At 67.4% G+C, this 13,980-nt stretch carries 9 protein-coding genes; all 9 read left to right on the top strand.

Translation table 11 applies throughout. The features are described 5' to 3' along the window. The first annotated feature begins 14 nt into the window (after positions 1 to 14). The 9 genes from accC to alaS all read left to right on the top strand — a co-directional run bounded on the left by accC (position 15) and on the right by alaS (position 13,977). Positions 15 to 1,373: an acetyl-CoA carboxylase biotin carboxylase subunit gene (gene accC / locus K2R93_08005; protein MBY0489770.1), complete on the top strand. Its 1,359-nt coding sequence runs from the start codon at positions 15 to 17 to the stop codon at positions 1,371 to 1,373. Continuing rightward, a complete protein-coding gene (locus K2R93_08000) occupies positions 1,373 to 2,122 on the top strand; it encodes a 2-phosphosulfolactate phosphatase (protein ID MBY0489769.1) in 750 nt (249 codons plus the stop codon). The genes accC and K2R93_08000 overlap by 1 nt, the downstream gene beginning before the upstream one ends. A 31-nt stretch (positions 2,123 to 2,153) precedes the next feature. Then, complete coding sequence (locus K2R93_07995) at positions 2,154 to 4,493, top strand: DNA translocase FtsK (GenBank protein ID MBY0489768.1); 2,340 nt, start codon at positions 2,154 to 2,156, stop codon at positions 4,491 to 4,493. Between the two features lie 224 nt (positions 4,494 to 4,717). Then, complete coding sequence (locus tag K2R93_07990; protein MBY0489767.1) at positions 4,718 to 7,633, top strand: TonB-dependent receptor; 2,916 nt, start codon at positions 4,718 to 4,720, stop codon at positions 7,631 to 7,633. A gap of 105 nt (positions 7,634 to 7,738) precedes the next feature. Continuing rightward, on the top strand, positions 7,739 to 8,518 hold the full coding sequence (locus K2R93_07985) for a hypothetical protein (GenBank protein MBY0489766.1): 780 nt from the start codon (positions 7,739 to 7,741) through the stop codon (positions 8,516 to 8,518). Positions 8,519 to 8,622: 104 nt separating this feature from the next. Then, entirely contained in the window at positions 8,623 to 9,027 is a 405-nt protein-coding gene (locus K2R93_07980) for a YraN family protein (protein MBY0489765.1), read from the top strand. A 155-nt stretch (positions 9,028 to 9,182) separates the two neighbouring features. Next, positions 9,183 to 10,208, top strand: coding sequence for a recombinase RecA (gene recA / locus K2R93_07975; protein MBY0489764.1), 1,026 nt, complete (start codon positions 9,183 to 9,185; stop codon positions 10,206 to 10,208). Between the two features lie 298 nt (positions 10,209 to 10,506). Continuing rightward, on the top strand, positions 10,507 to 11,157 hold the full coding sequence (locus tag K2R93_07970; GenBank protein ID MBY0489763.1) for a recombination regulator RecX: 651 nt from the start codon (positions 10,507 to 10,509) through the stop codon (positions 11,155 to 11,157). Positions 11,158 to 11,196: 39 nt separating this feature from the next. Continuing rightward, positions 11,197 to 13,977 (top strand): alanine--tRNA ligase, encoded by a 2,781-nt coding sequence (gene alaS, locus K2R93_07965; protein MBY0489762.1) that lies wholly within the window; start codon positions 11,197 to 11,199, stop codon positions 13,975 to 13,977. Positions 13,978 to 13,980 lie beyond the last annotated feature (3 nt).

Below are 13,980 nucleotides of genomic sequence, written 5' to 3'. Positions count from 1 at the left end.
GCCACCATTACTGGATGTTCAAAAAGGTCCTCATCGCCAACCGCGGGGAAATCGCCCTCCGCGTCATTCGCGCGTGCCGTGAACTCGACATCCAGACGGTCGCCGTGTACTCGGAAGCCGATCGGGAGTCGCTCCATGTGCGCTTCGCCGACGACGACGTGTGCATCGGGCCGCCATCGGGGCGTGACTCGTACCTCAAGATTCCGCGCCTGATCGCGGCGGCCGAGATCACCGGGGCGGACGCGATTCACCCCGGCTACGGCTTCCTGGCGGAGAACGCGGAGTTCGCCGAGACCTGTCGGGCCTCCGGCATCACCTTCATCGGTCCCACGCCGGAACAGATCCGCGTGATGGGTGACAAGGCGTCCGCCCGCCGTGCGATGCAGGAATGTGGCGTGCCCATCGTCCCCGGGACGCCGGGACCGGTGGAGGATCCGGAAGAGGCGCTTGAGTTTGCGCGCGGCATTGGCTTCCCGGTGATCATCAAGGCGGCCGCCGGTGGCGGTGGCAAGGGCATGCGCGTGGCGCGTGATCCGGATGACTTCCTGCGGTCGTTCCAGCTGGCGCGGTCGGAAGCGCTGTCGGCGTTCGGCAACGGCGATGTGTACGTCGAGAAGTTCCTGGAGCGCCCGCGGCACGTCGAGTTCCAGATTCTCGGAGACACGCACGGCAACGTCATTCATCTCGGCGAGCGTGACTGCTCCGTGCAGCGCCGTCACCAGAAGCTGATCGAGGAAGCGCCGTGCCCGGTGATGACGCCTGAACTGCGCGAGCGCATGGGCGAAGCGGCCACGCGCGGCGCGAAGGCGATCAATTACGTCGGCGCGGGCACGATCGAGATGCTGCTCGATGAGGATGGCTCGTTCTACTTCATGGAGATGAACACCCGCATTCAGGTCGAGCATCCGGTGACGGAGCAGCTCACCGGGGTGGATCTCGTGAAGGAACAGATTCGCGTGGCAGCAGGGCTCCCGCTCTCGGTGAAGGAGCTGCCCCCGTTCCGCGGGCACGTCATCGAGTGCCGCGTGAACGCCGAAGACCCGGCGCGCAATTTCCAGCCGTCGCCGGGGAAGCTTGAAGTCTTCCATCAGCCCGGTGGGCCCGGCGTGCGGATCGATACGCATGCCTACGCCGGCTACACGGTGCCGCCGTTCTACGACTCGATGATCGCCAAGCTCATCGTGCAGGGCTCCACGCGTGAAGAAGCGCTCAAGCGCATGCAGATCGCGCTGGAGAGCTTTGTGATTGAGGGCGTGAAGACCACCATGCCCTTCCTGGCGCGCGTGATGCAGCACCCGGGGTTTCAGGCCGGCAAGGTGCACACGAAGTGGCTCGAGTTTGAGGGATCGGATCTCCTCAAGGAGCCCACGTAGTGCGGATCGATGTGCTGCTCGGTGAGGCCGCCGTGGCGCCCGCCGATGTAGCGGATCGCGTGGTGGTGGTCATCGATGTGTTGCGGGCCGCCACCACGGTGGCCACCGCGCTCCATCACGGGGCGCGGGTCGTGATTCCGTTCGAGACGGTCGACGAAACCGCCACCCGCGGCAAGGCCTATGCGCGCGGCGAAGTGAAGCTCGCCGGCGAACGGCGCATGAAGCGCATCGATGGCTTCGATCTCGGGAATTCGCCGGCCGAGTACACCCGCGAGGCCATTGCGGGCTTCCCCATTCTGTACACGACCACCAACGGCACCGCGGCTCTGGCGGCGACACATGGCGCGCGCGCCTGCTTCTTCGCCGCTTTCGTGAACGCCGCCGCCACCGTGGCGGCCGTGCGTGAGGCCGCGGGCACCGATCACGATGTGCTGATCATCTGTGCCGGTTCCGACCGGACCATCGGTCTCGAAGATGTCGTATGTGCGGGTCGCCTCGTGCGCGGCCTGGTCGACGGGATGACCGGCGTCACTCGCGGCGACGGCGCCCGCGTCGCCGAACTGGTGGAACGCCCGTTCGTCGGTGGCATCGCCTCGCTCGCGCACGAGGCCGAGCATGCGCGCGCGCTGGGGGCGGCCGGATTCGAGACGGACGTGGCGGCCTGCCTGACACTCGACCAGTTTGACGTGGCGGTGCGCTATCATGATCGGCAGCTGCACCTGAACACGCCGCTCGCCTCGACCCGATAGCGTCGCCATTCCCGCGACCCGGGAGGGACCCATGGATCGCAAACTGCTGCAGCGCGAACTCACCGCGGTGGCCCTGAGCCTGCTCGCGGTCTTTTTGCTGGGCGCGCTCGTCTTTCAGCAGACCACCACCGGGAATTGCTTCGATGCTACCGGGCCGTTCGGGCCCATCGGCACCATCGCCCGCTGCACCCTGGTCAAGGCGGTCGGGATTCCGGGGCTGGTCCTGGTGGCCTTCGGCGCCCTCGTGGTCGCCCTGGCGCTCTTTGGCCGCATCCAGCGGGCGAATGACGCCAGCGACTGGAGCGTGCTGTTCGGTGGCACCGTGGCGCTTGTTCCGGTCGCCATCGGCCTCGCCATGGGAGGCATGGCCGCCGACGTCGACTACGCAGGGTTGTGGGGCAGTTTCGTCGCCGAGTACCTCCGCAAGTTCCTCGGCAGCGCGGGCGCCTGGATCTTCTTTGTGCTGGCCACCAGCGCGCTCACCGTGGCGACGCTGCGGTGGAATCCCATTCGCATGCTCCTGGGGCCCGGGGCGCCCAAGGCGGATCCCGCCGCCACCGGGCGCCGGACGCTGGCAGAGCAGCTCGAGCCGGATCCGGAGGAACTCCCGGCGATCGATCCCGCCCTCGCACGCGAGGTGCTTGGCGCCGCCGCGCTGTCCACCAAGCGCGTGAAGGAGAAACCGGCACCGGAGCCGGAGCCGGAACCCGAGGTGGAGGCGCCGCGCAGCAAGGCGAAGAAGAAGAGCGACGGGCGGGCGGAAGCCACCGTCGAGGCGGCACTCGATGCGGCCGCCGAACCGACGCCTTTCTCCGACGAACTGCCGCCGACCAAGCTGCTCTCGCCGCCGCCGGCCAAGAACACCGAAGCCGGACAGAAGGAGCTGGACCTCGCGGGGCAGAAGCTCCTCGCCACCTTGCGCACGTTCAAAGTGGAAGGCGAGTTGGTGGGACGGACGTCAGGTCCCACCGTGACGCAGTTTGAAATCGAACCGGCGGCCGGGGTGAAGGTGCGCCAGATCGCGGCGCTCGCCGACGATCTCGCCCTCGCCATGCGCGCGCCCAGCATCCGCATCGTCGCGCCGATCCCCGGGCGGGGCGCCGTCGGCGTGGAAGTGCCCAACCCCACGCCCGAGATGGTCGTGCTGCGGGAGGTGCTCGAAAGCGCCGACTTCCAGCAGGCGCGTGCGGCGCTGCCGGTGGCGCTCGGCAAGGATCTCGAAGGGCGCCCGGTCATCGCCGATCTGGCGAAGATGCCGCATCTGCTCATCGCCGGCTCCACCGGCTCGGGCAAGTCCGTGTGCGTGAACACCATCATCACGAGCCTCGTGTACCGCCATACCCCGCGGACGCTGCGCTTTCTGATGGTGGATCCGAAGATGGTGGAACTGAGCGTGTACAACGCGCTCCCGCATCTGCGGCACAAGGTCATTACCGACAATCGCGACGCCGCGGCGGTGCTCAAGTACGCCGTGATGGAGATGCAGACGCGCTATCGGCTCCTCGAAGCCAATGGCTGCCGCAATCTGCAGGAGTTCAACCGGCGCGTGACGCAGCACGAACAGGGGCAGGGGCCGGCAGTGCTCAAGCCACGGAGTCCGGACGTCGCGTTCGAGGATCGGACGTATACCGGCGGGATCCTGCCGTACATCGTCGTGGTGATCGACGAAATGGCCGATCTCATGATGACCGTGCAGGGCGAGGTGGAAACGCCCATCGCGATGCTGGCGCAGAAAGCGCGCGCGATTGGCATTCACCTCATTCTGGCCACGCAGCGCCCGTCGGTGAACGTCATCACGGGCCTCATCAAAGCCAACTTCCCCTGCCGGATCGCGTTCCGCGTGGCCTCGCAGGTGGACAGCCGCACGATCATCGATGGCGCCGGCGCCGAGATGCTCCTCGGCAATGGTGACATGCTGTTCATTCCGCCGGGGAAATCGGAGGCCGCCCGCCTGCAGGGGGCGTATCTGTCCAGCGAAGACACCGAGAAGCTGCTGGGCTGGTACGGTGAGGCGCGTGCCCGTGCCGAGGCGGCCGGGGCGGTGGCCGCCGGCACCGATGAGCCGGACATCCTCGAGTATGTGCGGGCAATCGAAGCGAAGGAGGCGGGGGGCGACGACGATGCGTCGGATGGTGACTCCGACGAGCGGGATTCGCGCTTCCGGGAGGCCGCCGAGGTGGTCATCCAGCACCGTCAGGGCTCGACGTCGCTGCTGCAGCGTCGGCTCAAGATCGGCTACGGGCGCGCCGCCCGGATCATCGATCAGCTGGAGGCGGCGGGCGTGCTGGCCCCGTCCGAAGGGGCGGCCCGTCCGCGGGACGTGCTCGTCGGCATCCAGGACCTCGATCGCATCTGTGGTGGCGGTGACTAGTCACAAGCGGACGTCAATCCACCCCCGATCGCCGACTCGCGCCGCGATCCTCTTGGCGCTAAGGCGACCGGCTGCGTATTGACGCGACCGTCGTATCCCGCGACAATAAGCGGCAATCCTGTCGTCCCCTCCTTTCCGGCACGACAGCCTACCAACGTTGCCCGGGCTTGTGTCTCGCCCGGGGTGCATGACCTCGACGTTTTTCCCTCCTCCCGAGGTGTGTGATGTCCCTGTTTCACGTCCGCCGCTGGTTGACCTCTGCTGCGCTCGTGCTGGGGTTTGTCTCCCTGGCTGGGCAGCTTCAGGCGCAGGGCGGCGCCATCACTGGCAAAGTCACCGATGAAGGCACCGGTGCAGCGATCGATGGCGCGCAGGTAAGCATTTCCGGTACCAAGCTGGGCGCCGCGACGGGCGCCGATGGCTCCTATCGCATTACGGGTGTCCCTGCGGGCACCTTCGCCGTATCCGTCCGCCGCATCGGCTTCGAGCCGCAGACGGTCGTGGGCAAGAAGGCCGGCGATGTCGTGAACTTCGCCCTCAAGGCGCGTGCCGCGCAGCTGACGGAAACGGTCGTCACCGCGAGCCGCAGCCGCCCCGAAAAGGCGCTCGACGCGCCGGCGCAGATTTCGGTGATTTCGAGTGAGCGCATCGCCGAGCGTCCGGCGGTCACGGTCACCGACCACCTCCGCGCGACGCCCGGTATCGACATCAATCGCGGCGGTCTCGCGCAGTCGAACGTCGTGGCGCGTGGCTTCAACAACGCGTTCAGCGGCTCGATGCTGATGCTGCAGGACTACCGCTTCTCCGGTGTCCCGTCGCTCCGCGTGAACGTGCCCTTCCTCTTCACCGGCACGAACGAAGACATCGATCGCATCGAAGTCCTCCTCGGCCCGGCGTCGGCGCTCTACGGCCCGAACAGCTCGAACGGCGTGCTGCACGTGATCACGAAGTCGCCGTTCGCCCAGCAGGGCACCACGATCAGCGTGGACGGCGGCGAGCGGTCGCTGATGCGCACGGGCATTCGCACGGCGCAGAAGATCAACGACAAGCTCGCGTTCAAGCTGTCGGGCGAGTACTTCAGCGCCCGTGACTGGGAGTACAACGACCGGTCGGAGCCGACGACGTTCCCCACCACGACGAACGTCCCGGCGTCGCGCCGCGGCGCGGTCAACCAGCGCGACTTCGACCTCGAGAAGTACACGGGTGAAGCGCGCGTGGATGTGCGGCCGGCCGAAGGGGTCGAGGCCATCACGACGGTCGGCTACTCGAAGGTGGGCAAGGGCATTGAGCTCACCGGCGCCAACGGCTCGGCGCAGATCCGCAACTGGACGTACCTCAGCGCGCAGCAGCGCTTCCGCTGGAACCGCCTTTTCGTGCAGGGCTTCCTGAACTCGAGCGACGCCGGCAACGCCAGCGCCACCGATGACAAGGGCACGTACCTGCTCCGTTCGGGGCAGCCGATCGTGGACCAGTCGCGCGTCGCCGCCGGTCAGCTCCAGCACGGCTTCGACCTCGGCAAGAAGCAGAGCTTCACGTACGGTGCGGACTACATCTGGACCAACCCGCGCACCGGCAACACGATCAACGGCCAGAACGAAGACGTCGACAACGTGACGGAGTACGGCGCCTACATCCAGTCGTCCACGAAGCCGACGGATAAGCTCGAGCTGCTCTGGTCGGCGCGTGGCGACGCCAACAACGTCATCAAGGGGCAGTTCTTCTCGCCCCGCGCGGCCATCCTGTTCAAGCCGACCAAGAACCAGAACTTCCGCGCGACGTACAACCGGGCCTTCTCGACGCCGGCGAACTTCTCGTTCTTCCTGGATCTGATCCAGTCGCCCAACGTCGGTGGCTCGGGCTTTGACGTGCGCGCCCGCGGCAATCCGCCGAAGGAAGGTTTCCAGTTCAACCGCAGCTGCGGCACCGGTAGCGCGTTCGGCAGCTACTGCATGAAGTCGGTGTACACGCAGAATGGCGCGTTCACCGGCGCCTCGGCCGCTGCGGCGTTCCCGGGCGCCATCCAGGCGCTCGCGCCGCGTCTCACGCCGTCGATCGCGGGTGGCCTCCAGGCCGCTGGTATCCCGGCCGCGCAGGCCGCCGCGCTCGCCGCCGGCATGGTGCAGTTCCTCGGCACCCGCACGCCGAGCAACGCGGACCTCGCCACGCGCGTGTCGTACATCTCGAGTGCGACCACCGCGCTTACGACCGATCAGCTCACCGACATCTCGCCGCTCGCCGCGTCGTTCAACGACACGTACGAACTCGGGTGGAAGGGGCTCATCAACGAAGGCAAGATCCGGTACGACGTGGCCGCGTGGCGCCAGCGCCGCGGTGACGTTGGCACCTCGGCCGCGCTCTCCACGCCGAACGTGTTCTTCGGCAACCCGCAGCAGCTGGGTGGGTACCTCGGCACGCAGATCGCCACGTTCCTCATCTCGCAGGGTGTGCCGCAGGCGCAGGCCGCCGGTGCCGCCGCGGCGCTCGCGAACGGCCTGACGCCGAGCGTGGCGTCGCTGCCGGTTGGCGTGGTGACCTTCAACAACGGCCAGACGCTGCCGAATGCGGTGTATGCCACGTACCTCACGTCGAAGGGCGAGATCTGGGTGACCGGCCTCGACATGGCGGCCGACGCGCAGATCAGCGACCGCCTGACGGCCGACATCGCCTTCAGCTGGCAGAACCGCGGCGTCTTCCCGTGGATCAACGGCGGCAATGGTCTCCCGCTCATGTCGAACTCGCCGCGCTCGCGCGGCTCGCTCGGCCTGCGCTACCGCAACGAGGCGAAGGCGATGGGCTTCGAGTTCCGCGGCCGTTACAACGAGGCCTACCCGGTCAACTCGGGCGTCTACGCCACCAACTTCGCCTTCCCGCTCGCCCTCGGGCAGACGGGCTATACGGTGGGCGCTTCGGGCGGTGCCGGGCGCTGCCCCACCGCGCCGACGGGCACGTTCTGCTACGAGAACGTTCCGGAAGCGGTCATCTTCGATGCCCAGGTCTCGAAGAGCTTCGAGATCGGCGGTAACCAGAAGCTGATGTGGTCGATCAACGCGCAGAACCTGTTCGACAATCGCGTCCGGACCTTCCCGGGTGTGGCCGAGATCGGTCGCATGCTCACCACGCGCCTCTCGTACAGCTTCTGATCATGGAATCGTGACGGCGCTGCGTCATCTGACGCATCGCCCGGCCGGCGCGGGGTGGTACCTTTGGGTGCCGCCCCGCGTGTCATTTCTGCCCCTGTGTGCCTGATGCCGGTGATTCTTCGCGATCCACACGCCCGCCCCGTGATCGGGCACCGAGGCAATCGGGCCCACGCGCCGGAGAACACGATTCCGTCGCTGCTCGAAGCCGTGGCCCTGGGCGTGGACGCGCTGGAGTTCGATCTGCACGTGTCCCGCGACGGCGTCCTGGTCCTGATGCACGACCCGACGCTCGATCGAACTACGGACGGCACGGGCGCGGTGGCCCAGTACACCGCCGCCGAGCTTCGCCAGTTCGACGCGGGCGCGCGTTTCACGCGCGACGGCCGAACGTTCCCGTGGCGCGGACGGGGGGCAGGCATCCCGACGTTCGACGAGGTCATCGAGTCGCTGCCGCGTGACCTCCCGCTGATCATCGAGCTCAAGACACCGGCGGCGTCGCTGTTGCTGCGTGACGCCGTTGCCCGCCACGCGCTCACCGACCGCATCATCGTGGCCGGCTTCGACCCGGAGAGCACGCGACCATTGCGCGATGCCGGCTTCTGGCTCGGCGCGAGCACGCCGGATGTCGCGCGCCTGCTCCTGCCGGCCCTGCTGCGACGCCCCGTCGCACGCCCCTGGTTCCAGGCGCTGTGCATTCCGCCCTTCTACAACGGCATCCCGGTACCGATCGCCGCGCTGGCCCGCGCCACCAAGCCCTTCGGCAACGTGACCCACGTGTGGACGGTGAATGACCCCGCCCAAGCGCAGCGCCTCTGGCGCAACGGCGTGAACGGCATCATCAGCGACGACCCCGGCCTCATCCTCGCCGCCCGCACCGGCGCCTAAACCCCCCGCCGTTCCCGCCCCACGTATACGCAGTACGTATGCGCGGTTTGTCTGCGCCGTACGTATACGCCTCTCGTCCAAAAAGCCCCGCCCGCGTTCGTTCGATGACACACGCCGCCACGATCCTGGCTATCGTGGCCGCCATGACGAAACAGCGACAGGCACTCGGGCTCCTCGGAGAGCGGATCGCGGCGAAGTGGTTGCGTCGCGATGGCTGGGCGGTCGTGGCGCATCGCTTTCGCAGCGGGCATCGCGACATCGATCTCGTTGTGCAGCGCGGCGACGAGGTGGCGTTCGTGGAAGTGAAGGCGCGGCGCGGTGACGGCTTTGGTTCCCCGGTCGAGGCGGTGCATATCCGGAAGCAGCGGGAACTGGGACGGTCGGCCCGGGTTTGGGTGGATCGCCACGGGTCGCCGGCGCTCCGGTACCGATTCGACGTGGTCGGGGTGTTGGTAATCGGTCAAAAGATCCGTATTCGCCACATTCCAGACGCATTTCCCCTCAAATGAGGCGGGCTCATGTGGACGAAATGCCCAGTTGTCCACATCGAACTTTCTTCGTACTTTATTCGGGTCTTCTTCCTGTCCGCGTTCTTCCCCAATTTTCGCGGGCCAGGGCATGGCAGGCTTCACCCCTCACGACGGCGGTTCTCATGGCGGCAACGATGACGGACGACAAGCGCAAGGCCCTGGCGCTCGCGGTCGCGCAGATCGAAAAGAGCTGTGGCAAAGGCTCGATCATGCGCTTGGGCACGGACTCCAAGGTGCGAGTGGAGTCCATCCCGACTGGAGCGATCAATCTCGATGCCGCGATCGGCGTGGGTGGTATCCCGCGCGGTCGTATCACCGAGATCTACGGCCCGGAGTCGAGCGGTAAGACCACGCTCTGCTTGCATGTGGTGGCGAACGCCCAGCGGGCGGGTGGCGTCGCGGCCTACATCGACGCGGAGCACGCGCTCGACACGGAGTACGCCAAGAAGCTGGGCGTCGACGTCGAGAACATGCTGATTTCGCAGCCCGACACCGGCGAGCAGGCGCTCGAGATCTGCGAGATCCTCGTGCGCTCGGGCGCGGTCGATGTGATCGTGATCGACTCGGTGGCGGCGCTGGTGCCGAAGGCGGAAATCGAGGGCGACATGGGCGACTCGCACGTCGGCCTGCAGGCGCGCCTCATGAGCCAGGCGCTCCGCAAGCTCACCGGTGCCATCGCCCGCTCGAAGGTCTCGGTGGTCTTTATCAATCAGCTGCGCGAAAAGATCGGCGTGATGTTCGGCAACCCCGAGACGACCACGGGTGGCAAGGCGCTCAAGTTCTACGCCTCGCTCCGTCTCGACATCCGCCGCATCGGACCGGTCAAGGAAAAGGAAGACGTCATCGGCTCGCACGTCCGCGTGAAGGTCGTGAAGAACAAGGTCGCCCCGCCGTTCAAGCAGGCGGAGTTCGACATCATGTACGCGGAAGGGATCAGCCACACCTCGCTCCTCGTCGACATCGGCGTCGAGTCGGGGATCATCGACAAGTCGGGCGCCTGGTACAGCTACGGCACCCAGCGCATCGGGCAGGGCCGCGAGAACGCCAAGCTGTTCCTCAAGGACAACCCGACGCTCATGGCCGAAGTCGAAGAGAAGGTGAAGCAGGTGTTGGGCGTGAAGAGCGGCGATGTCGCTCCGGTAGAGGAAGCGGAGGACTAACTCCTCCGCCACTCGGCGAATCAGGGCCGAGGGGGTCGCTCATGGTGGGAAGTGGTGCCCGGATCACCACGGCTCATCATGGGTCCCCTCGGCCCTCGCTGTATCCCTCCCCACCCAACCCGCCGTCCAGCTTCCGTAGTTCAGCTTCCGCCGTCCAGCTCCCGTAGTCCCAGCTTCCGCCGCCGGCCCCCGCCGTACGCCTTCCCGCCGTACGTCTTCCCGCCGTACGTCTTCCCGCCGTACGTCTTCCCGCCGTACGTCTTCCCGCAGTTCCCGCCGCCGCCGCCTCACCCCGCCCATGTCCCCAACCCTGAAGGACATCCGCGAAAGCCCCAAGCGCCCCGGCCGCTATCTCCTCTCCCTCAGCGACGGCCGGCAGCTCCTGGTGGGCGTCGCCGTGCTCGCCGACACCGGCGCGACCCGACCGGGTGTCGAACTCTCCGAGAGTGCGCTGGCCAGGCTCACCGAGGAGCACGTCATCACCGATCTGGCGGATCGTGCCCTCGACTACCTCGCCCGCGGTCGGCGGACCCGTCGTGAACTCGAACTCCGGTTGCGGAAGCGCGAGGCGACGCCGGCGCAGATCGCCGCCGCGCTCGACCGACTGGAGCAGAGCGGCGTGCTCTCCGACGAGGCCGTCGCCGAAGCCGAAGCGGCCGCGCGGTTGCGCCGCGGCGAGGCGCCGGCGCGGGTTCGGCAGCAGCTCCGGAAGAAGGGCGTCAGCGGCAAGGCGGTGCAGGACGCCATTGCCGGTGCCATCGCGCAGGATGGCTTTGACGAACGCGCCGCGTGCATGGAGGCGGCACGGAAACGGGCGCGCACCCTTAGGAACGACGATCCCGAGGCGGCACGGCGCAAGCTCCTCGGCTTCCTCCTGCGGCGCGGCTACGGTGGCGGGGTGGCCCGAGACGCCGTGCGTCAGGTATTGAGCGCCCCCAGCGAGGACTAGCAGGAGGAGCTCCCGGGGCGTCTCGGTTATATTGCCGAGATGCACGCGTCCGAAATCCGCGCCCGATTCCTGGCCTACTTCGAAAAGAACGGCCACGCCATTCGCCCGAGCTCCGCGCTCGTGCCCGCCGATGACCCCACCCTGCTGTTCACCAACGCAGGGATGGTCCAGTTCAAGAAGGTGTTTCTCGGGATGGAGGACCCGCCGGAGGGAAAGCGGCGCGCCACCACCTCGCAGAAGTGTGTCCGCGCCGGAGGTAAGCACAACGACCTCGAGCAGGTCGGCCACACCGCGCGTCACCACACCTTCTTCGAGATGCTCGGCAACTTCTCGTTCGGTGATTACTTCAAGCGCGACGCCATCAAGTTCGCGTGGGAGTTTGTCACGGAAGAGTTGAAGATTCCGCGCGAGCATCTGCGCGTCACGGTCTTCCACGAAGACGACGAAGCGCGGCAGCTGTGGAAGGAGGTCGCCAATGTGCCGGAGAACCGGATCTACGGACTCGGGGCGAAGGACAACTTCTGGCAGATGGCCGACACCGGCCCGTGCGGTCCGTGCACGGAGATCTACGTTGACCTCGCCAAGCTGGCGCCGGATTGGGCGTTCCCCAAGGATGCGCACGGCGAATGGACGAACACGGACCTCGAGGAGTACTCGCTCGACGCCTTCGTGGAAGGCGCCGAGGCGGGTCGCTTCCTCGAGATCTGGAACCTCGTCTTCATGCAGTTCGACCGGCAGGCGGATGGCACCCTGGTGCCGCTCCCCAAGCCGAGTGTCGATACCGGCGCCGGCCTTGAGCGCATCGCCGCCGTGCTGCAGGGCGTGACCAACAACTTCCACACCGATCTCTTCCGCCCGCTCATTCAGAAGGTCGAAGAGGTGGTGGGGATTCAGTATCCGTATCGCCCGGGTGTCGGACTGGGGACGGCGTTCGGCAAGGACGGCAAGGAGATCGATCCCGCGTCGTTCCGGGTCCTCGCGGACCATGCCCGCGCGGTGGGCTTCCTGCTCGCGGATGGCGTCTTCCCGAGCAACGACGGGCGCGGCTACGTGCTGCGTCGCATTCTCCGTCGCGCGGTGCGTCATGCGTGGTTGCTCGGCCGCCGCGAGCCGACGCTCGTGCACGTGGTCGATGTGCTCATCGACACGATGCGCGATCTGTATCCCGAGCTACACGTCCGTCGCAAGCACATCCTTGAGACGACGCGCGCCGAGGAGGAGCGCTTCCTGGCAACGATCGATGCGGGGATGACGCGCTTCGATGAACTCGCGCCCGAAGGATCCACGCAGGGGTCGACGCACATGCGCGGGTCGATCAGCGGTGACGATGCGTTCCGTCTCTACGATACGTTCGGCTTCCCGATCGATCTGACGGAGCTCATGGCGCGCGAGCGCGGCTACCTCGTGGATATCGCCGGCTTTGAACAGGCGCTCGCAGCGCAGCGGAAGCAGTCGCAGGACGAGCGGAAGTCCAAGCAGATCACGGTGGCCGCCGACGACTTCGCCGATCCCACGCAGTGGACGCACGACCAGCAGCATGCGGCCGGCCTCGGCCGATTCGTGGGATACGAGACGACGCACACCGAGACGGTGGTCACCGCCGTGCGCCAGCTCCCGGATGGCCGCGTGGCGGTCATGCTGCGCGAGACGCCCTTCTATGCCGAATCCGGCGGACAGGTGAGCGATCACGGCACCATCGCCGGCGAGGGGTGGAGCGTCGCGGTGAACGAGGTGCGCAAGATCGATGGGCGCATCGCCGCGATCGGGACGCCGTCGGGTGAGATCACCTTCGGGAAGGCCAAGGCCGTGGTCCCGCGCGATCGTCGTCACGACACCGAGCGCAATCACACGGCCACCCACCTGCTGCATGCGGCGCTCCGGAAGCATCTGGGCGAACATGTGCATCAGGCCGGCTCGCTCGTGGCTCCCGATCGTCTGCGCTTTGACTTCACGCATCATGGCCCCGTGACCGGCGAGCAGCTGGCCGCGATCGAGGCCGAGGTAAACGCAGGGGTCTGGACGGCGGCGCCCGTGAACACGAAGGAAGAAGCCTACGCCGACGCGGTGGCGCGTGGCGCGATGGCGCTCTTCGGCGAGAAGTACGGGGACGTCGTGCGCGTCGTGGAGATTCCGAGCCTTTCGGTCGAGCTCTGCGGCGGGACGCACGTGCGCAACACGGCCGAGATCGGCCTGCTGCGCATCGTGTCCGAAAGCGGCGTCGCGGCCGGCGTGCGCCGCATCGAGGCGGTGACCGGGCCCCGCGCCTTCCAGTTCCTCGCCGAGCGTGAGAAGGCGCTGCTGCAGGTGGCCAGCCGTCTCAAGGTCCCCATGGCGGGCTATACCAGCGGCGCCGAGCAGATCGAGAAGAAGCTCGACGGCCTGCTCGAAGAGCGGAAGCAGCTGGAGAAGCGCCTCGACGAGGCGATGCGCGGCGGGGCGACGGGTGGTGGGCTCGCCCAGCAGTTGGTCGCCGCCGCGTCGGACGCCGGTGGGGTGCGTCTGGTAGTCTCGAAGGTGGATGTGGCCGACGTGAAGGCGCTGCAGGCGCTCGGCGACGCGGTGCGTGAGGCCCTCGGCAGCGGCGTCGCCGTGCTGGGCGCGTCGCTCGCCGATGGGAAAGGCGCGCTCCTCGCTGTGGCGACCGACGACGTGCGCGATCGTGGCCTTCGGGCCGACGCGATCGTACGCGACGTGGCGGCGACCGTCGGCGGTCGTGGCGGTGGCAAGCCGCACATGGCGCAGGCGGGGGTCGAAGCGGCGCAGGTTGAAGCGGCGCTCGCGTCGACCGTGGGCGTTGTCACCAAGCTGGCTGGCACGTGACGG

The organism is Gemmatimonadaceae bacterium (assembly GCA_019752115.1).
GTDB lineage: Bacteria > Gemmatimonadota > Gemmatimonadetes > Gemmatimonadales > Gemmatimonadaceae > Gemmatimonas.
The sequence above is the reverse complement of the archived record's forward strand: the minus strand, read 5'-3'. Positions and strand labels throughout refer to the sequence as shown.